The sequence below is a fragment of the Nocardia sp. NPDC051756 genome (genome assembly GCF_040681495.1).
GTDB lineage: Bacteria > Actinomycetota > Actinomycetes > Mycobacteriales > Mycobacteriaceae > Nocardia.
The window spans coordinates 124855-143820 of sequence record NZ_JBFAYV010000001.1 but is presented as its reverse complement, the minus strand read 5'-3'; the positions used below and the strand labels follow the sequence as shown (position 1 = coordinate 143820).

Sequence of the window (18966 nt, the reverse complement as noted above, 5' to 3'; positions counted from 1 at the left end):
CGTCATCAGAATCATGGGCACAACCACTGTGTCGTCGACGCGGCGACGAAGACCGCGATCAGGCCGGCCGCGACACTGGTTCCCAGCAGCCGGTTGCCCGCACCCGCGCCGATCAATCCACCGAGCAGCGCCGAACCGACAATGCTAACGGTCAGCGCGCCCAGTGGCAGCAGAGAAGCGAAACGTGCTGGTACGACACGGTCTACGCGGTGCGCAACCGCGCCCGGCCCGACGAGCGGCAGGGTCATCGGGCGGCTCCCTGCCACAGTTCCAGTGGCGAGAGCGCGACATTCAGGGTGGTGAACAGCTCCGCGTTCTGTTCGACGAACGCGCGCAGCCGGAGCGGTTCGTCGACCAGCATCAGCACCAGCGGCAGATGGTCGGCCAGGTCCAGTACGCGCGTGGTGTGGATCCGCGAGGACGCGCCGTACCCCTCGATGCCGCGCCACACGCTCGCGCCGGCCAGGCCGGTGTCGCGGGCGCGCCGGACGATCTCCGCGTACAGCGGCGTGTGCCGCCATTTGTCGTCCTCGTCGAGCAGCACCGTCAGTCGCGCCGCGGGTTGCCACTGTCCTGCTTCTCCCACTGCCTGGCCCCCTTCCGTCGTGCCGTTGCCTGCCGAGTGAATCCAGTTGTCCACCCCGACGACGCCACCACCGCTCCCCCGCGGGAGCCGGGCGCCTGGACCGCGGCGCCCGATTCGAGCAGTCTACGAACCTCGAGCCGGTGGGTGGAAAAGGTGGTGAAGCCGCCGAGCACTCCGATACCGAGAACGGGACGCAGCAGTCTGTGGGCTACCCACACCCCGATGCGCAGAACCATCAGAATCCCGATAGCAAAGCATCCCATGACATTTACCCCGAGCGTCGACCAGGGGACCCTCCGCGCGAACGCCACCCGAGTCATGTTATCGGGTGTACCGGACGGTCCGTTCAGCCGGACCCTGCGGGTCACAGCCCTACGAACAGCGTTGTTCATTGACATTGGGGCGAGTTCCGCGTACGAATGGCCTGAAGGTTTGGCCGAAGTTGCCTCCACCCCTCACTCACAAGGTCGGAGCAACGATGGTGGCACAGCGGGCACAACCGAATGCGCACCCGGAAACGGCGGAACCCTGCCGACCGGGTCTTCAGCAAATATCAGGCAGACGGCAACTAGCCGTCGGCCGCACTTTGCGTCGACTCTCGATCGTGGCCCTCGCGACGGCGGCCGCCGGGCTCGGACACCTGGCTCCCGCGGTGGCCGCCCCGATCTATCCGGTGCCCGACGGCGACGGCTTCTATTCCGCGCCACCGGATGTCGCGAACTTCCAGCCGGGCGACGTGATGCGCAGCAGGCAGGTGCCCGCGGCGGGCTTCCCCGGCGCGACGGCCTGGCAACTGCTCTACCGGTCGACCAATTCGGCCGACGCGCCGATCGGCGCGATGACCACGCTGCTGCTGCCGCCGGGCGGCGGGATGAACCGGCCGGTCGTGTCGTATCAGCCGTTCGTCAACTCGCTCGGCATGCAGTGCGCGCCCTCGCACAGCATCTTCAACGGCACCATGCAGGAAGGGCCCGCGCTGAACATGCTGCTGGCCCGGGGCTGGGCGGTCGCCGTGCCCGATCATCTCGGACCGACCAGCGCCTACGGCGCCGCGAAGCTCGGCGGCCGGCTGACCCTGGACGGCATTCGCGCGGTAAAGCGTTTCGGCCCAGCCGATCTCGGCGGTAGCCCGGTCGGCATGGCGGGCTACTCGGGTGGCGGCATGGCGACCGGATTCGCCGCGGCGCTCGCGCCGGAGTACGCGCCGGAATTGCCGATCGTCGGCGCGGCCCAGGGCGGTGTCCCGATGAACATCGGCAAGCTGGCCCAGGACGTCGGGTTGCAGCGCAGCCCGCTGTTCGGTCTCGGCTTCGCCGCCGCCATCGGGCTCGAGCGGGAGTACCCGGCCGAGCTGCAGATGGACCGGATCCTGAACCCGGCCGGCTACGCCCTGCGCGACCAGATCGCCAACGCCTGCACCAGCCAGATCATCGACGCGGGCGCGAACAAGAGCTTCAGCGATGTCTTCTACGGCGCGATGGATGCCGACCCGACGGTGGTCCGGATCCTGCACGAGAACAGCATCGAGATCTACCCCGGCGTCCCGCGCACCCCGATCTACGAGTGGCACGGCGCCAACGACCAGGTGTCCCCGCAGCTCGTGCGCGACGTCCTCGGCCGGTATTGCAGCCAGGGCGTGCGCGTCCAGCTCGACCTGATCCCCGGCGCCGACCACGGCACCGCGATCGCACCGGGCGCGATCAACGCGTTCAACTACCTCGGCGATCGGTTCGCGGGCCTGCCCGCACCCAGTAACTGCTGAGTCCGTACACAGCACAGCGCCCGCATTCGGATTCGAATGCGGGCGCTGTGTCGTTCGAGCGGAACGTCAGTGCGCGAGCACCGGCTCACCCTCCGACGGGACCGGCGCCGTGTTCGGCATCAGCACCGCGGTGATCAGCGCGCCGGCCACGAAGATCGCGGTCGCCCACCAGAAGCTGGTGGTGTAGCTCTCGACCGCGGACTGCGCGACGGTCAGCGGATCCGGCGTGCGGGTCGACAGGTAGTCGGTGGCGGCCGAGGCGGCGATGGTGCTGAGCAGCGCCGTGCCGATCGAGCCACCGACCTGCTGGCTGGTGTTGATCATCGCCGAGGCCACACCGGCGTCCTCGTGGTGCACCCCGGAGGTCGCACCCTGGAACGCGGTGGACATCGCACCACCGAGGCCGAGGCCGAGCAGGATCAGCGCGGGCAGGATGTGCGAGGAGTACCCGGTCTCCAGCCCGATCTGGGTCAGCCAGGCCATACCGCCGGCGGCGATCAGGAAGCCGCCGGACATGACGACCTTCGGGCCGAGCTTCGGCAGCACGAACGAGGGCACCGTGGTGGACGAGACGACCATGGCCGCGACCATCGGCAGGAACGCCAGGCCGGTCTTGATCGGCGAGTAGCCCATGCTCAGCTGCATGTAGTAGGTAAGGAACAGGAAGATCGCGAACATACCGATGCCCATGACGAACACGGTCAGGAACGATCCACCGCGGGTGCGGTCCAGCACGATCCGCAACGGCAGCAGCGGGTGCTTGACCTTCGTCTCCAGGAAGGCGAACACCGCGATGAGCACCGCGCCGCCGATGAGGAACATGAGCGTGACCGGGTTGGTCCAGCTGGTCGACTCGGCGTGGGAGAAGCCGTACACGATGCCGAACAGGGCCGCGGTCACCACGACGGTGCCGGGGATGTCGAGCTTGGGCCGGTTCGTGGTCACGTGCTTGGCCAGCAGCAGCACCGCGCCGACCAGGGCGACGGCCGCGAAGGCCAGGTTGACGAACATCACCCAGCGCCAGTTGGCCCACTCGGTGAGCATGCCGCCGAGCAGCAGGCCGATCGCGCCACCGGCGCCGGCGACCGCACCGAAGATGCCGAACGCCTTGGCTCGTTCACTCGGTTCGGTGAACGTGACAGTAAGTAGGGAGAGCGCGGCCGGAGCCAGCAGCGCGCCGAACACACCCTGGCCGACGCGGGCCGCGACCAGCATCTCGAAGCTGGTGGCCGCGCCACCGACCGCGGAGGCGCCGGCGAAGCCGATCAGGCCGATGATGAAGGTGTTGCGGCGACCGAAGAGGTCACTGAGCCGCCCGCCGAGCAGCAGCAGGCTGCCGAACGCGAGCGCGTAACCGGTGACCACCCACTGGCGGTCGCCGTCACTGAAGCCGAGGTCGCGCTGCGCGGCGGGCAGGGCGATGTTCACGACGGTCGCGTCCAGCACGACCATGAGCTGCGCCACGCCGAGGACGGCGAGCACCCACCAACGCAGGGCGTGCGAGCCGCGACGGCCCTGATCCGGTTTCGCGGGGGCGGGTGCCCCACGGTCGAACGTGGTAGTCATGTGTCCCCTTTGTCTCAAGTATTGATGCGGAGTTGACGCCTCCGGTTACTGTTAGAAGCTACCACCATAACGGAGAGAACGCCTCCGCTTAATCCCGATACTTGATAGGATGTGGGTGTGAATCACGCCACGGCCCTCTCTCCACCCCGGCGCCTGCGTGCCGATGCCGCCCGGAACCAACAGCGGATCATCGCCGCGGCGCGCGAACTGTTCGCCGACCACGGACTGGAGATCACCCTCGACGACGTCGCCGAACGCGCCGGCGTCGGCGTCGGCACCGTCTACCGGCGGTTTGCCAACAAAAAGGAACTGATCACCGAGGTCTTCGAACAGAGCATCACCGAGTTCGCCGAGGCGGCCGAATCCGCCCTCCGGCACGCCGATCCCTGGTTCGGCCTCGTCGAGTTCTTCGAATACGCCTGCCGCCATATGGCGAAGAACCGTGGCTTCAGCGAGGTGATGCTCGAACTGGAGGACGACGTCGACCGGTTCGTCGTCGTGCGCGACCGGATCAAGCCGACCGTCACCGGCATCGTCGACCGGGCCCGCGAGGCCGGCGTGCTCGCGCCCGGCATCGAGCCCTCCGACTTCTTCGCGCTGATCCACATGGTCGACGGCATCGCCGAGTTCGCCCGGCCGGTCAACCCGGACGTCTGGCAGCGTTATATGGCCATCGTGCTCAACGGCGTGCGCTCCGATCGCACCCCGCCGCAGCAACTGCTGGTACCGCCGCTGAACGACACCGAGGTGGAACAGGCGAAGGGCGCGTGCCAGGGACGCAAAAGGTAACAACTGCGTTATAGGTAGGCCAGATCACACAATGATCCCCTACAGTTGGACACATGACCAACTCGTGGGTGAACTGGGCTGGCGATCAACAGTGCGCACCGGCGACCATCGCCGCCCCGCGCACTGCTGATGAAGTCGCCGAGATCCTCGGCCGGGCCGGTGACGCCGGCCAGATCGTGCGCGTCGCGGGCGCCGGACACTCGTTCACCGACACCGTCCTGACCGACGGCGTGCTGCTGAACCTCGCCGCGCTCAACCGCGTCTTGGACGTGGACACCGCCACCGGACGCGTCCGGGTCGAAGCGGGCATCACCCTCAACGCCGCGAGCAACCAGCTGCACGAGCACGGCCTCGCCTTCCCCAACCTGGGCGACATCGACGTACAGACCGTGGCCGGCGCGACCGCCACCGCCACCCACGGCACCGGGTCCACCCTGCAAAACCTCTCGGCCGCAATGCATTCCATCGAGCTGATGCTCGCCGACGGCAGCCGGGTCGAGCTGAACGCCGAGACCGACCCGGACGGCTGGCGCGCGGCCAGGGTCAGCGTCGGCGCGCTCGGCGTGATCACCGCGGTGACGCTGCAACTGGTGCCGTCGTTCGTGCTCGAGGGCATCGAGCGCCCAGTCCCCGTCGAGGACCTGCTGGCCGACCTGGATTCCTACGTCGACGACAACGAGCACTTCGAGTTCTACATGTTCGGCCACAGCCCGCTGGCCATGACCAAGCGCAACAACCCGGTCGAACTGGTCGAGCAGCCGCGCAGCAAGGCCGCCGACTGGTTCACCGACATCCTGGTGTCCAACTACACCTTCGACGCGCTGTGCAAGCTCGCTCGCTGGCAGCCTCGACTGGTGCCGATGATCCAGCGCGGAGCCGCCTACGCGGGCAGCTACCGTCGTCAGGTCGACCGCTCCTACCGGGTCTTCGCGTCCCCGCGCCTGCTCCGCTTCACCGAGATGGAATACGCGATCCCGCGCGAGCACGCCGCCGCCGCGATCCGCGACATCAAGAACGTCGCCACGAACTTCCACACCGCGATGCCGATCGAGATCCGCTGGGTCGCGCCCGACGACGCGTTCCTCTCCCCCGCCACCGGGCGCGACACCTGCTACATCGCGGTACACCAGTACCGCGGCATGGCCTACGAGCCGTACTTCCGGGCCTGCGAGGCGGTGTTCGACAAGTACGACGGACGCCCGCACTGGGGCAAGCGGCACTTCCAGACCGCGGACACGTTGCGCGAGCGCTACCCCGACTGGGACCGCTTCGCCGAGGTGCGCCGCCGGTTCGACCCGAAGGGCCGGTTCAGCAACGCCTACCTGAACCGGGTGCTCGGCCCGATCGACTGACGGAATCAGCCACGCGCGGCGAGGATCTCGGCGACCAGGCGCGGGACCGCGGCGCCGATGGGTTCGCGGACCAGCTCGGTGGCCATCGAGTCGTACGGCGTCGCTTCGTTGTTGACGATGACCAGGTCCGCGCCGTTCTCGACGGCGACGGCACACATCGAGGCCGCCGGCTCGACCTGGAGTGAGCTGCCGATGGCCAGGAAGATGGCGCTGGTCTGCGCGGCGAGCGCGGCCTTCAGCATGGTGCGCCGGTCCATCTGCTGACCGAACATGACGGTCGCCGATTTCAGTACGCCGCCACACTGCGGGCACGGCGGGTCCGCCTCGCCCGCGGCGACCCGGTCGAGGGTCGCGGCCATCGTGGTCTGGTAATCACATTCGACGCAAACCACCTCGAACATGTTGCCGTGGATCTCGATTACCCGGTCGGCCGGCGATCCGGCCTGCTGATGCAACCGGTCGATGTTCTGGGTGATGATCGTGACCGCGCGCCCCGCCTGCGCCAGCTCTGCCAGCGCGACGTGCGCGGCGTTGGGCCGCGCCTGCCAGGCCGGGTTGTCGCGCCGGGCCAGCCACGCGCGTTGCCGCAGTTCCGGGTCGGCCAGGTAGCTGTCGTAGGTCGAAAGCAGTTCGGCGATCGGGTCTTTCGTCCACACGCCGCGCGGGCCGCGGAAGTCGGGAATACCGGAGTCGGTGGAGATGCCCGCCCCGGTGAGCACCCCGATGCGGCCGTCGCGGCTGCGCCACTCGCTCGTCATGACACCGAGCCTAGGGGGCGTCACCGGGTCACCCGGGCTCGATTGACCTTACGAAAGACGATGAGAGAATGTTACGCTAATCCTCTCATCGCTTTAGGTGTTGATCAAAGGAGATCACGATGACCGTGTCCGCCCTCGAATCCACCAGCGCGCACACGCCCGCGCCGCGCCGCCCGTTCGCACCGGGCACCCGGCTCTGGGACGAAACCGGCCTGATCACCTTCTCACTGACCGCCGGCTCGGCCTTCCTGTTGCAGACCATGGAACCGAGCATCTCCGCGGTGGTCGACGAGCACTCCACCTTCCGCACCGACCCCATGGGCCGCGCCCTGCGCAGCATCGCGTCGGTGATGATGTGGATCTACGGCGGCGAGGAGGCGCTCGCCGAGGCGGATCGGCTGCGCACCATGCACGCCTCGCTCAACACCACCGACGCGCACGGCGTCCGGCACAAGGCGCTCGCCTCCGGGCCGTGGGCCTGGGTGCTGCACACCGGAACGTTCGCCTTCGCCGAGAACGCGAAGTACTTCGCCCGCAACCCGCTCTCCGCGGCCGAGAAGGAGGCGGTCTACCAGGAGATGGTGCAGCTGATGCGCAACTTCTCGGTGGCGCCCAAGGAGATTCCGGCCGGCTACGCCGAGTTCGAGACCTTCTTCAACGACATGGTGGCGAATCAACTGGAGGCCACCGGGACCGCGCGCGACTATCTGCGGGTGATCCGGTCCGTCGCGCCGCCGAAGCAGTTGCCGCGCGTCTTCGCGCCGATCTGGCGGCGGGCGGTCGCGCCGGTCGGCCGGATGCAGTACTTCGTCACGGTCGGCACCACCCCCGAGGTCGCCAGGGCGAAGCTCGGACTGACCTGGAGCGAGTCCGACGAGCGCAAGCTGCGGGCGCTCGGCTGGGTGATCGCGCGGGCCGTTCCGCTGCTGCCGGAACGCGTGCGATACTTCCCGATTGCCTACGAGGCCCGTCGCCTGGAGCGGGATCGGGCGCGGCTGCGCAAGATGATCGACTTCCGTCCGATCTGAGGCTCCCCTCGACGGCGCTGCGGCCACTACCGGCCGCAGCGCCGTTTTTGTTTGTGTGGCAATGGCTTTCGGGGCTCCCACAAACCGACCAGTCCGGTAACTCTGTCCGATCGCGCTCCGCGAACGCGACACCGGCGCGATCCGCACCTATCCTATAAAGGGCTGTGCAACAACAGCTTTCGAGGCGAATCGGGTGCGAAGACCCGGCCCGTCAAGGGGCGTCAATGCGGACGAGGACCTGTCCGCAGTAACGATCTTCGTCGCGCTGGTATACGTATCCCGTACGCTTCGACAGCGTTTCGGCCCCAACACGCCGGATAACCCTTATCTGGCAGCACAGACAATCCTTGCTTCAGGTCAGCTCACGAAAGGCGCTTCTATGCCGCACAAGCCCAGCGTGCTGTTCATCTGCGTGCACAACGCGGGCAGATCGCAGATGGCCGCCGGGTTTCTCAGCACGCTCGCCGGCGACCGGATCGACGTCCGCTCGGCAGGCAGCGCGCCGGCCGACGCGCTCAACCCGGTAGTCGTCGCGGCCATGGCCGAGGTCGGCATCGACATCTCCGCCCGCACCCCCAAGCCCCTGACCATGGACGCAGTCGGCATTTCCGACGTGGTAGTCACCATGGGCTGTGGCGACGCCTGCCCCTTCTTCCCCGGCATCAGCTACCGCGACTGGGTCCTACCCGACCCCTCCGGCCAAACCATCGACGTAATCCGCACCATCCGCGACCGCATCCAAATCCTCGTCGAAAACCTCATCGCCGAACTGGTCCCCGCGCTCGCCCGCTGAGCGGCTTCGCACATCCGCTTCGTTCGGCACACACCCGCCGCATGCCGGTGCGTGTGTGCCGCGCGAACCGCGTGTGCGAAGCAACCCGGGTGCTGTCCGATTCGTTCAAGACCGGCGGGGGCGGAGTGGTTACGGTTCGGGTATGACTCCACAACTCGACGTCGTCGGCATCGTTGTCTCCGATATGGGGGCCTCGGTCGCGTTCTATCGCCGCCTCGGGCTCGACTTTCCCGAAGGTTCGGCGACGGCGCCGCACGCCGAAGCGGTGCTGCCGGGTGGTTTCCGGCTGGCCCTCGACACCGAGGCCACGATCAAGTCCTTCCACACCGATTGGCAGCCCCCGAGCAGTGCGGGCCGCATCGGATTGGCTTTCCGCTGCGCCGATCCCGCCGAGGTCGACTCGGTCTACGCGGAACTCGTCGAGGCCGGATACCACGGGGAGATGAAGCCGTGGGATGCGTTCTGGGGCCAGCGCTACGCCGTCATTCAAGATCCGGACGGAAACGGCGTCGACCTCTACGCGACGCTCCCCACCGCCGACTGAACCGCGCAAGCCGGGCGGCATTCGCTGACCGATCGGTCACATCGTCGGCGGGTGCTCCGGCCCGTCAGATCACCGTCGACAGCGAGCCGCTGCGTTCCGACGCCGCGGCACCCGACCGAGTCAGCACCTGCCCCAACGGCATTCCGGTGAGGTCACGCACCTCCCGGGCCAGATGGGCCTGATCCGCGAAGCCGGTGGCGGCCGCGGTGTCGGCGAACGACACCCCGCGCCGCGCCGCCGCCAGCGCGCGTTGCATGCGCAATACCCGCGCCAAGGTCTTGGGTCCGTAACCGAACGCTGCCAGCGAACGCCGATGCAACAGCCGCGCACTGAGCCCGGCCGCATCGGCGGTCGCACCCACCGACCAACCCGCGTCCAACGCCGTCACCACTCGACGCAGCACCGGATCGGGTGGCGACACCTCCGCGGCTCGCCGCAGGGCGATCCGCTCCAGGGCCGACGCCGGATCGCCGGCCTCGCCGAGTTCCTCGCTCAGCCGCCGCACCGTCCCCGACGACCACACGTCGGCCAATTCGATCCGCCGATCCCGCAATTCGTCCGCGGGCACCCCGAGCAGCGCCGGCGCCGTCCCGGGAAAGAACCGGATCCCGACGTACCGCGTCCCCACCGCGGCCCGCGGCCGGAAGGCCCGGGTATCCGGCCCGGCGATGACGAGTTGTCCGCCGACCCACAACAGATCGATACAGCCGTCCGGCAACACCGGCATCCCGGCGTCCTGCGCGCGCACCGTCCGCGTCCACACGACCGCCTGCCCGAACCGCGACGGCCACTCCCGGTACCCGTCACCGCCCGAGGTCTCGTCCATATCCCGACGCTACCGCCGCCCACCGACACCCTCCAGCGGCGCCGCGAAGCCGCTGCACTGTCTCAAAAATATCGTCTCAAAAATATATTCTATTTGAGATAGCGATAGACCGTCGCGCGCGAGACCCCGAGCACCCGCGCGACGTCCGGAACGCTGCGCTTCTCCACCTCGTGCAGGTGACGAGCCTGCGCGACCAGGTCGGGAGTCATCGCAGCAGGACGCCCCCGCTGCCCGGTCGCCGGCGTGGGATCGACGGACAACAGCAGCCGCACACCTTCGAGCACCTCGGTCCGTAACTCCTCGACCGGCGCTTCCGCGTACAGCACGACCGGATCGCTCAGTCCGGCGATCGCCTGACTCGCCCGCACCCGTTCGGCGAAGGTCGCGTTCGGCCCGGCGACCAGCAGATTCGCCTGCATCATGGTGTCCCGGAAACGATCGAAAATGCTTCCGGGAGCAGCCAAGGCGAGATCGTTGACGTTCAGCCGGAGCAGGTAGCGATAGTCGATGAACGTCTCCAGCAACCCGTGGATCACCCGCCGCCGCGCCTCGCACGGATCGGGATGCCGCGCCTCGGCGACGGTCGACTCCATGGCCGTGAGCAGCGGTTCCGCCAGCCCGGCCAGGATGTCGTACTTGCTCGGATAGTGGTACAACACGCCGGCCTTGCTGAGGCCCAGCTGCTCGGCGATCGCACGCACCGAGGTGCGGTGATAGCCATGCGCCGCGAACAAGGCCATCGCCACCTCGAGGATTCGCGCCTGGGTATTCGGCGTCGTTTCTTCACTCACGGCTCGATCCTACCGCTTGACTGACCGTCGGTCAGTGATCTACCTTCAGGACTGACCAACGGTCAGTATCGATATCGAGGAGGCCACCGTGCCGAACAACCCCCGCGTTCTCATCTCCGGCGCCAGCATCGCCGGCCCCGCCCTCGCCTTCTGGCTGGCGCGCAACGGCTTCCGGCCCACGGTGGTCGAGCGGACCCCCACCCTGCGCGACGGCGGCAACGGCGTCGACCTCCGCGGCGACTCGGTGCGCATCGCCACGCAGATGGGCATCCTGCCCGCCCTGCGCGAACGGGCCACCGACATCCGCGAATTGACCTTCGTCGACGCCGCCGACCGCCGCGTCGCGGGCATGCCGACCAGCACCTTCAACACCGAGGGCGACCTCGAGATCATGCGCGGCGACCTGGCCCGGGTGCTCTACGACGCCACCGCCGACGACGTCGACTACACGTTCGGCGATTCGATCGCCACCCTCGCCCAGCGCCCCGACGGCGTGGACGTCACCTTCGACAGCGGCAAGCAAGCCGAGTTCGACCTGGTGATCGGCGCCGACGGATTGCATTCGCGGGTCCGCAATCTCGCGGTCCTACCGGAAGCCGACGCGCTGCACCATCTCGGCATCTACTTCGCCACCGCCCGCGTCGCCGCCGACCTCGGCCGCCCGCGCTCGGTGGTCCTGTACAACACGCCCGGCAAGGTCGCCGGCGTCTACCGCTCGGGCAACCACGACCTGGCGACCGCGTTCTTCGCCTTCCGCGAGCCCCGCGTGCTCGACTTCGACCATCGCGACCAGGACGCGCAGAAGTCGTTGCTGCACCGCTACTTCGACGATCTGGGCTGGCAGGTGCCCACCCTGCTGGACCAGGCGAGCGCCGACGCGGGCTTCTATCTCGACGCGGTGAGCCAGGTCCGGATGCCGACCTGGTCGAACGGCCGGGTCGCGCTGGTCGGCGACGCCGGCTATTGCGCGACGCTGCTGTCCGGCGCGGGCGCCGCCCTCGCGCTGGAGGGTGCGCACCTGCTCGCCGGCGAGCTGGCGGCAGCGAACGGTGACCATCGGGTCGCGTTCACCCGCTACCAGGACAAGCTGCGCCCGACCGTGCTCGAGCGGCAGCGCTCGGTCCGCGCGAGCAGCGCGATGCTGATTCCCGCGGCGCGCAGCCACATCTGGCTGCGCAACCAGCTGACCCGCCTGTCGGTCTTGCAGTCCATGGCCGCCCGAGTCTATCGCCCGACCCCGGCCGAGGCCGCGTGACCGAACGCCCCGCCGCCCAGCGATGAAGCTCAGCGCTGGGCGGGCATCGGCATTACCCCGCGCGGGACGACGCGAACGAACGCGTCCGGATGCGCGGCGGCGATTTTCGAGTCGGGGTCTTTGCAACCGACCGTGACATCACCGACCGGGGCGGCGGAAAACGTCCACACCGTCATCCAGTCCTTGCCATTCACCGATTCGGTCTTTTTCACATCCGAGGACCGTAGATCTTCGTTCCGGCCGGAACTGTCGACCACCGTGCAGCGCAGGTCATTCGCCGCCGCGCCCCACTCCGCGGGCACCCGGATATCCATCACCGCGTCGGCGGGCACCGCGACTTTTTTGGTCTCGCCGAGCGCGATCCGCACGCCGCCACCGGTTTCGCTGTCGTCGCCCGCGGCGGGCGTGGTCTCTTCCGAGCTGGACGTCCCCGGATTATTCGACGAGGACGATTCCTTGCTCGCGGACTTGTCGTCGGAACATCCGGACACGACCACCGCGACCAGCGCCGGACCCACCAGCCAAATCAATTTCACAGATCAAACCCTCTCGTCGCGCCCCACTTACCAGGCGATTGGTACCGATCAGCGATCGAACTGCGGGGTGCGTCTCGTGACCACGTGCACGCCGCCAACAGACAGAGCATGACAACTTCGGAGTCGAATGGAGAGTACACGCGCCCGAAATCGCCGATTTATTCAGTAATTTGCCGGAGTAATGTTGGCTCGTTCGTTGTCACCATTACTCCACGGAGACTCGTCTGATGACTTCACCCGTCGCGTTCAACGCGGTCGAAATTCCACTGCCCGACGGCACCGCCGACGCCTACTTCGCCCACCCCGCCGACCATGCCGCGCATCCGGGCCTGCTGTTCTATCCGGACGCGCTCGGCCTGCGACCGTGGTTGCGCGAGATGGTGGAAACCATTGCCGCGCACGGATTCGCCGTACTCGCGCCCAATTTCTTCTACCGCTCGGGTCGCGCCCCGGTGGTGCCGCTCCCCGATTTCAGCGAACCGGAAGCGATGGGCGCCTTCTTCACCGCCCTGGCTCCGGCACGCGACGCGCTCACCCCCGACAAGGCGATGCAGGACGCGCACGGCTACCTCGCGTGGCTGTCCGCCAACGAACTGGTGTCGCCCGGCGCGCTGGCGACAACCGGCTACTGCATGGGCGGCCGGCTCGCGTTGCGCACCGCAGCCACCTTCGGTGACCAGATCGTCGCCGCGGCCAGCTTCCACGGCGGCTACCTCGCGGCCGATGACCGACCGGACAGCCCGCACCACACCGCGGCCGACATCACCGCCGAACTGTTCGTCGCGCACGCCGACCACGACGGGTCCATGCCGCCCGAGGACATCACCCGCCTCGAGCAAGCCCTGGACAAGGCCGGCGTGCGCCACACCTCGGTCGTCTACCCGGACGCCGCGCACGGTTTCACCATGCGGGACACGCCTGCGTATCGCCAGGACGCGTACCAGCGCCACCTGGACGATCTGCTTTCGCTGCTACATCGTTCCTTCCAGGCGGAATAAAGGCCATATCATCCGATGTTTCGGCTGGAGTCGGCATCGACTCCAGCCGCCGGATCGCCTTGTGCCCGTCACGCGACCAACCGGACGGTTTCCAGGGGGTCGTTGCCGCTGGAACCGCCGGTTCCGCATAGTGTTGTGAGTAGGCGATCACGGGAGGACCACATGGCGATGCTGTTGTGGATGGAGGAACGCGACAACGGGGCGGAGTTTCGGCGTGAGTGACGACCGGGGAACGGCGGCGGCCGCGCAGCGCTACTCGACCTTCACCGGGTACCGCCAGGCCGCGCTGACGACCACCTCGTCTACCCGACCGGTCTTCATCGGCGTCGCGCTGGTCGTCAGCGTGCTGCTGGTGTACGCGGCCCACCCCGCGGCGAAGGACGGCGCCGATCACGCGTGGTTCCTCGGCATCGCGGTGGCGGGCGTGTTCGTGGCCCGCGGGCTGCACCTGCGCCGGCCGATTACCTTGGCGCACTTCGCGGTCGCCGTCCTGGTCCTCGCGATCGCCAGCCTCGCCTACCGCGCCGAGCATTCCGGCGTCGGTTTCGTGCTGCTCGCCGCCAGCGGATTCATCATGGTGCTGCCGCAGTCGAGCCGGCCGCAGCCCGAACAGCTGTACCGGGTGGCCGAACTGGTCGGCCGGACCGAGCTGGATCCGCTGGCCCCGTTCGCCCTGCACTCCTCGAAAACCTACTTCTTCAACGGCAATTCGACCGCGGGCATCGGCTACCGCACCCGCTTCGGCATCGCCGTGGTGGCCGGCGATCCGATCGGCGACCGCGCGGCCTTCCCCGAATTGCTCACGGAGTTCTCCGAATTCGCGATCAACCAGGGCTGGCGGGTCGCGGTGCTCGGCGCCAGCCCGGAGCTCGCCGAGATGTGGCGGCGGCGCGCGCTCGACCATCGCGGGCTGCACGCCGTCCCGATCGGCCGGGACGTGGTGATCGACGTGGACGAGTTCAAGATGGTCGGCCGGCACTTCCGCAACCTGCGGCAGGCGGTCAGCCGCACCCGCAACTTCGGCGTCACCACCGAGATCGTGGACGAGTCCGCACTCACCGACGCGCAGCGCGACGAGCTGCTCGCCATCGTCGACTCGTGGGGCCACGGCAGGCAGACCCGCGGCTTCTCCATGATCCTGGACCACCTGCTCGACGGGCGGAACCCGAACATGCTGGTGGTCATGGCCAAGGACGAGAACGGAACGCTGGCCGGCTTCCAGCGCTACGGCGTCTCCAACCGCGGCCGCGAGCTCAGCCTCGACGTGCCGTGGCGGCGCAAGGACGCGCCGAACGGCCTGGACGAGCGGATGATCATCGACCTGATCGATTACGCCCGCGAGCACGACGTTCACCGGATCTCGCTGGCCTTCGCGCCTTTCCCCGAGCTGTTCGCCGACAAGGAGAAGTCGCGCACGGCGAAGCTTATCTATGTGGCTGTGCACCTGGGTGATCCGCTGATCCGGCTGGAATCGCTGTATCGGTTCCTGCGCAAGTTCCACGCGCTCACCGATCAGCGATACGTGCTGATCCGCTGGCGCGAGGTGGTCATCGCCGCCGCCGCCCTGCTTACCCTGGAGTTCGCCCCGCACCGCCGCGAACACTGAGGAAGCCGATGGAACTGACCCACAGCGAGATCAAGGCCGCCGTCGAACGGGTGGCAGGCCAGGTCCGGCCGATCGCCATCGCCCCCGCCGACGACGGGCAGTTGTGGTTCGCGCTGGAGTTCCTCCAGCACACCGGCAGCTTCAAAGCCCGAGGCGCGCTGAACTTCCTGCTCACCCACCGGGAGAACGGCACGCTGCCGGACGCGGGCGTGACCATCGCCTCCGGCGGCAACGCCGGGCTGGCCTGTGCTTGGGCCGCGCGCAGTCAAGGCGTGCGGGCCACGGTGTTCCTGCCGGCCACCGCGCCGAAGGTGAAGGTGGACCGGCTGCACTCCTACGGCGCCGAGGTCACGCTGATCGGCACGCAGTACGCCGACGCGCTCGCGGCCAGTCGCGAATTCGCCGCCACGACAGGCGCTCTGCTCTCGCACGCCTACGACAACCCGCTGATCGCCGCGGGCGCGGGCACGCTGATGGAGGAGATCCATCAGCAGCTCCCCGACCTGGACACCGTGGTGGTCGCCGTGGGCGGCGGCGGCCTGTTCGCCGGAATAGCCACCGCCGCACAGCATTACGGCGTCCGGACGATCGCGGTGGAGCCCGCGCATTGCCGCGCCCTCAACGCCTCGATCGAGGCGGGTGAGCTGGTCGACGAGGACATCGACTCGATCGCCGCGGACTCGCTCGGCGCCCGCCGGGCCACCGAATTGGCCCTGTTCGCCGCACAGCACTACGACGTCACCTCGGTGCTGGTCGACGACGCCGACATCGTCGCGGCCCGCCGGGCCCTCTGGGAAGACCGTCGCCTCGCCGTCGAATACGGCGCCGCCACAGCGCTTGCCGCATTGCGCGGCGGTGTCACCTCGCCGGCCTTCCGGCCGGAACCCGGCGAGAAGGTGTGCGTCGTGGTGTGCGGCGCGAATACCGATCCGGCCGATCTGGCCACCTGATCCCCAGCGAACGCCCTCGGGCCGAGTTACGCTCGTAGCCGTCTTCGATCCCGACGGAAGCACTTCCATGGCGCTCGCATCCCGCATGGTTCCCCTCGGCACACCGGCACCGGACTTCACGCTGCCCGATCTAGATCATCGGACGCATTCGCGCGCGGAGTTCGCGGACGGGCCCGCCCTGCTCGTCGTCTTCGCGTCCAACCACTGCCCGTACGTCAAGCATCTCGAGGCGGCGCTGGGTGAACTCGTCGACTCGCTCCCCATCCCGACGGTGGCGATCTGCACCAACGACATCGTCAGCTATCCCGACGACTCCCCGATCCGGCTGCGCGACCAGGCCATTCGCGCCGGCTGGACCTTCCCCTACCTGGTGGACGAGTCACAGGAAGTAGGCCACGCCTTCCAGGCCGCGTGCACCCCGGACTTCTTCCTCTACGACGCGACCCTCGCCCTCGCCTACCGCGGCGCCTTCGACGAATCCACCCCGGGCAACGGAAAACCGTTGACCGGCAACGAATTGCGCGCCGCGATCGAAGCGGTCCTGGACGGCAAGCCGGTGCCCGAACCGCACCGGCCGAGCATGGGCTGCTCGATCAAATGGCGCACGGACTGAATCAGCACGCGACAATCGGCGCCGACTCGGCGAGAATGTATGCCGTCGGCCGGACTTGACCGTCCAACGAAAGGGGTGGGGCGTTGGCAACCATCGTCCTCGTGCACGGGATCGCCCAGGAGCAGGCCGCGGCCGACACTCTCGAAGCCCAGTGGCTGCCGGGACTGGCGGGCGGGGTGCGCAACCACGGCGACAACGAACTGGCCGATCGCCTGTGGCGCAACGGTTTACCCGGTGAGATCTCGACCAGGATGGCGTTCTACGGCAACCAGTTCCTGGCCGAGGGCGCGCAGGGCACCGCGGTCGGCGACCTCAGCGACGAGCAGCTCGAGCTCATGGAGCAGTTGGCCGAGGAGTGGTTGGCGACGGCCGCCGAATTCGCCGGCGACCAACGCGACCGGGTGACCGCCCAGCGGCTGAGCGCCGTGCCGCCGCCGGAGGCCAAGGCGCAGGGGGCGAAAGCCGCACTGCGCCCGGCCCTCAACGCGCTGGTCCGGCTGCGCTGGTTCGCGCCGTTCGGCGTCGGGCTCGCGGAGAAGTTCGTGGTGCGTGCGCTTTCCCAGGTCACCCGCTACTTCACCGATCCGGCCGTGCGCGAGTACGCGCAGCAGCAGGTGCTCGCCCACATCGGCCCGGAGACGAAGCTCGTCATCGCCCACTCACTCGGCTCGGTCGTGGCCTACGAGGCGCTGCATCGGGTCGACCAAGAGGTGGCGCTGCTGACCATGGGTTCGCCGCTCGGCCTGCGCACGGTCATCTACGACCGGCTCCGCCCACAACCGTCCACCGTGCCGAAATCCGTTGCCAGCTGGCACAACCTGGTCGACCGCGACGATCTCGTCGCCGCCCACCTCGACCTCGTCCCGTACTTCCCGCCGTTCCCCGGCGCCGACGTCGCCCCGATCACCGAGGAACCGCTGGACAACGGCGCGAGCCCGCACGACTCGACGAACTATCTGACCAAGGCGATCACCGGCGGCATCGTCGCCAAAGCACTGGCGACCTAACGGTTCTCGGCGACAGCCCGCGTCCGTTCGGATGCGGTGCTGCGCTCACGCCACCACAGGTAGGCCGCCAGCGCCGAACCCGCCACGGTGAGCACCGCGCCGACCAACGGAATCAATCGCAAGCCCGATCCATCACCGATGACTCCGCCACCCACCCGTCCGGCGAATGCCGCCGCGAGCTGAAACCCGGAGGCGTTGACCGCAACAGCCAGTGTCGGCGCCGCGACCGCCGCCGCGACAACCCGAGTCTGCATCCCGGGAATGATCGCGAACGCCAGCGCGCCGATCACGAAAGTCGTTATCGCCGCGCATATTTGGTTCCCACCGACGAGCCAGAACAGAAACAGCGCACCGGCCAAAGCGGCCAGCAGTCCCGTCACCGAGGGGAACAGTGCCCGGTCGGCCAACCACCCGCCTGCCTGATTGCCGACAACCGCACCCACGCCGTACACCAACAGCAGCACCGGAACCGCACTCGCGGCAAACCCGCCGACCTCGGTGAGCAAAGGCGTGATGAACGTGAATACGGTGACCACGCCGATGTTTCCGAGCGCCGTGAGCCCGATCGCCCACCACACCCCGCGGTCGCCGAAGACGCGCAACTCGCCGAACACCGATCCGTCCGCCACGGGCAGATCCGGCATGAACCGGATCACCAACGGCAACGCCACCGCCGCGCACAACGCCACCGCGACGAAAGTCGCCCGCCAACCCAGACTTTGGCCGATAACCGCCCCGATCGGCGTCCCGAGCACGATCCCCAGATTCATCCCGAGCGCCACCCGCGCCACCGCCGCGGCCTCCCTACCGGGCACCGCGGTCGACACCGCGGTAGCGATCGCCACCGCGAAGAACGTGGCCACCACCAACCCCGCCGCGCCCCGCATCACCAGCAGCACAGCGTAATTCGGCGCGATCGCCGAACCGAGATTCGCGAGCACCGCGAACAGCACCAGCCCGACGACCAGCCGCTTGCGCCCCACCCGCGCCGTCGACACGGTGACCATCGGCCCGCCGACGATCATCCCGATCGCATACGCGGTCACCAGCATCCCCGCCGATGACACCGAAACATTCAGCCCCGCAGCCACTTCCGGCAGAATCCCGGCGATCACGAACTCCCCGGTCGTGAGACTGAACACCACCAACATCAACGAAAACACAGCCGGTCGCATCACAGCATCCCTAATATAGTTCTAACTCAAA

General features: G+C 68.2%; 21 protein-coding genes. 12 read left to right on the top strand and 9 right to left on the bottom strand.

Going from position 1 to position 18966, the window contains the following annotated elements; all coding sequences use genetic code 11:
- Nucleotides 1-11 precede the first annotated feature (11 nt).
- The 3 genes from AB0M22_RS00750 to AB0M22_RS00740 are packed head-to-tail and all read right to left on the bottom strand — an operon-like array spanning nucleotide 12 to nucleotide 906.
- Nucleotides 12-248 carry a hypothetical protein gene (locus tag AB0M22_RS00750; RefSeq protein WP_364719255.1) on the bottom strand — a complete coding sequence of 79 codons (237 nt, stop codon included), beginning with the start codon at nucleotides 246-248 and terminating at the stop codon, nucleotides 12-14.
- Complete coding sequence (locus AB0M22_RS00745; protein ID WP_364719253.1) at nucleotides 245-586, bottom strand: DUF190 domain-containing protein; 342 nt, start codon at nucleotides 584-586, stop codon at nucleotides 245-247. Before AB0M22_RS00745 ends, AB0M22_RS00750 begins: the two co-directional genes overlap by 4 nt.
- Entirely contained in the window at nucleotides 547-906 is a 360-nt protein-coding gene (locus AB0M22_RS00740; RefSeq protein WP_364719251.1) for a CrcB family protein, read from the bottom strand. Before AB0M22_RS00740 ends, AB0M22_RS00745 begins: the two co-directional genes overlap by 40 nt.
- A 284-nt stretch (nucleotides 907-1190) precedes the next feature.
- Here AB0M22_RS00740 and AB0M22_RS00735 point away from each other — a divergent pair, with 284 nt between their 5' ends.
- A complete protein-coding gene (locus tag AB0M22_RS00735) occupies nucleotides 1191-2348 on the top strand; it encodes a lipase family protein (RefSeq protein ID WP_364719249.1) in 1158 nt (385 codons plus the stop codon).
- A gap of 66 nt (nucleotides 2349-2414) precedes the next feature.
- Here AB0M22_RS00735 and AB0M22_RS00730 read toward each other — a convergent pair whose 3' ends face one another.
- Entirely contained in the window at nucleotides 2415-3914 is a 1500-nt protein-coding gene (locus tag AB0M22_RS00730) for an MFS transporter (RefSeq protein ID WP_364719247.1), read from the bottom strand.
- Between the two features lie 117 nt (nucleotides 3915-4031).
- On the opposite strand from AB0M22_RS00730, the gene AB0M22_RS00725 reads away from it, so the two are divergent.
- Complete coding sequence (locus AB0M22_RS00725) at nucleotides 4032-4703, top strand: TetR/AcrR family transcriptional regulator (protein WP_364719244.1); 672 nt, start codon at nucleotides 4032-4034, stop codon at nucleotides 4701-4703.
- Nucleotides 4704-4756: 53 nt separating this feature from the next.
- A complete protein-coding gene (locus AB0M22_RS00720; RefSeq protein ID WP_364719242.1) occupies nucleotides 4757-6055 on the top strand; it encodes a D-arabinono-1,4-lactone oxidase in 1299 nt (432 codons plus the stop codon).
- 5 nt (nucleotides 6056-6060) lie between these two features.
- Here the strand turns inward: AB0M22_RS00720 and AB0M22_RS00715 are convergent, their stop codons facing one another.
- The gene (locus tag AB0M22_RS00715; RefSeq protein WP_364719240.1) at nucleotides 6061-6813 is read right to left on the bottom strand and encodes a Sir2 family NAD-dependent protein deacetylase; all 753 of its coding nucleotides are present in this window, start codon (nucleotides 6811-6813) and stop codon (nucleotides 6061-6063) included.
- 119 nt (nucleotides 6814-6932) lie between these two features.
- Between AB0M22_RS00715 and AB0M22_RS00710 the strand changes: the two genes are divergently transcribed.
- From AB0M22_RS00710 to AB0M22_RS00700, 3 genes are all read left to right on the top strand, one after another.
- Complete coding sequence (locus tag AB0M22_RS00710) at nucleotides 6933-7841, top strand: oxygenase MpaB family protein (protein ID WP_364719238.1); 909 nt, start codon at nucleotides 6933-6935, stop codon at nucleotides 7839-7841.
- A gap of 379 nt (nucleotides 7842-8220) precedes the next feature.
- Nucleotides 8221-8634 carry an arsenate reductase ArsC gene (locus AB0M22_RS00705; protein WP_364719235.1) on the top strand — a complete coding sequence of 138 codons (414 nt, stop codon included), beginning with the start codon at nucleotides 8221-8223 and terminating at the stop codon, nucleotides 8632-8634.
- Nucleotides 8635-8776: 142 nt separating this feature from the next.
- Nucleotides 8777-9178, top strand: a complete 402-nt coding sequence (locus AB0M22_RS00700; RefSeq protein ID WP_364719232.1) for a VOC family protein — start codon at nucleotides 8777-8779, stop codon at nucleotides 9176-9178.
- A gap of 64 nt (nucleotides 9179-9242) precedes the next feature.
- Here the strand turns inward: AB0M22_RS00700 and AB0M22_RS00695 are convergent, their stop codons facing one another.
- Nucleotides 9243-10004 (bottom strand): helix-turn-helix transcriptional regulator, encoded by a 762-nt coding sequence (locus tag AB0M22_RS00695; RefSeq protein WP_364719228.1) that lies wholly within the window; start codon nucleotides 10002-10004, stop codon nucleotides 9243-9245.
- An 89-nt stretch (nucleotides 10005-10093) separates the two neighbouring features.
- Complete coding sequence (locus AB0M22_RS00690; protein ID WP_364719226.1) at nucleotides 10094-10795, bottom strand: TetR family transcriptional regulator; 702 nt, start codon at nucleotides 10793-10795, stop codon at nucleotides 10094-10096.
- Between the two features lie 88 nt (nucleotides 10796-10883).
- Here AB0M22_RS00690 and AB0M22_RS00685 point away from each other — a divergent pair, with 88 nt between their 5' ends.
- Nucleotides 10884-12050: an FAD-dependent monooxygenase gene (locus AB0M22_RS00685; protein WP_364719223.1), complete on the top strand. Its 1167-nt coding sequence runs from the start codon at nucleotides 10884-10886 to the stop codon at nucleotides 12048-12050.
- A gap of 29 nt (nucleotides 12051-12079) precedes the next feature.
- On the opposite strand, the gene AB0M22_RS00680 is transcribed toward AB0M22_RS00685, so the two are convergent.
- The gene (locus AB0M22_RS00680; RefSeq protein WP_364719221.1) at nucleotides 12080-12586 is read right to left on the bottom strand and encodes a hypothetical protein; all 507 of its coding nucleotides are present in this window, start codon (nucleotides 12584-12586) and stop codon (nucleotides 12080-12082) included.
- A 227-nt stretch (nucleotides 12587-12813) separates the two neighbouring features.
- Here AB0M22_RS00680 and AB0M22_RS00675 point away from each other — a divergent pair, with 227 nt between their 5' ends.
- The 5 genes from AB0M22_RS00675 to AB0M22_RS00655 all read left to right on the top strand — a co-directional run bounded on the left by AB0M22_RS00675 (nucleotide 12814) and on the right by AB0M22_RS00655 (nucleotide 17760).
- Complete coding sequence (locus AB0M22_RS00675; protein WP_364719219.1) at nucleotides 12814-13584, top strand: dienelactone hydrolase family protein; 771 nt, start codon at nucleotides 12814-12816, stop codon at nucleotides 13582-13584.
- Nucleotides 13585-13798: 214 nt separating this feature from the next.
- Nucleotides 13799-15190, top strand: coding sequence for a phosphatidylglycerol lysyltransferase domain-containing protein (locus tag AB0M22_RS00670; RefSeq protein ID WP_364719217.1), 1392 nt, complete (start codon nucleotides 13799-13801; stop codon nucleotides 15188-15190).
- Nucleotides 15191-15198: 8 nt separating this feature from the next.
- Complete coding sequence (locus AB0M22_RS00665) at nucleotides 15199-16140, top strand: threonine/serine dehydratase (protein ID WP_364719215.1); 942 nt, start codon at nucleotides 15199-15201, stop codon at nucleotides 16138-16140.
- 67 nt (nucleotides 16141-16207) lie between these two features.
- Nucleotides 16208-16753, top strand: a complete 546-nt coding sequence (locus tag AB0M22_RS00660) for a thioredoxin family protein (protein ID WP_364719213.1) — start codon at nucleotides 16208-16210, stop codon at nucleotides 16751-16753.
- Between the two features lie 83 nt (nucleotides 16754-16836).
- Nucleotides 16837-17760: a hypothetical protein gene (locus AB0M22_RS00655; RefSeq protein WP_364719211.1), complete on the top strand. Its 924-nt coding sequence runs from the start codon at nucleotides 16837-16839 to the stop codon at nucleotides 17758-17760.
- Here the strand turns inward: AB0M22_RS00655 and AB0M22_RS00650 are convergent.
- Complete coding sequence (locus tag AB0M22_RS00650; protein ID WP_364719209.1) at nucleotides 17757-18935, bottom strand: MFS transporter; 1179 nt, start codon at nucleotides 18933-18935, stop codon at nucleotides 17757-17759. The genes AB0M22_RS00655 and AB0M22_RS00650 overlap by 4 nt on opposite strands.
- Nucleotides 18936-18966 lie beyond the last annotated feature (31 nt).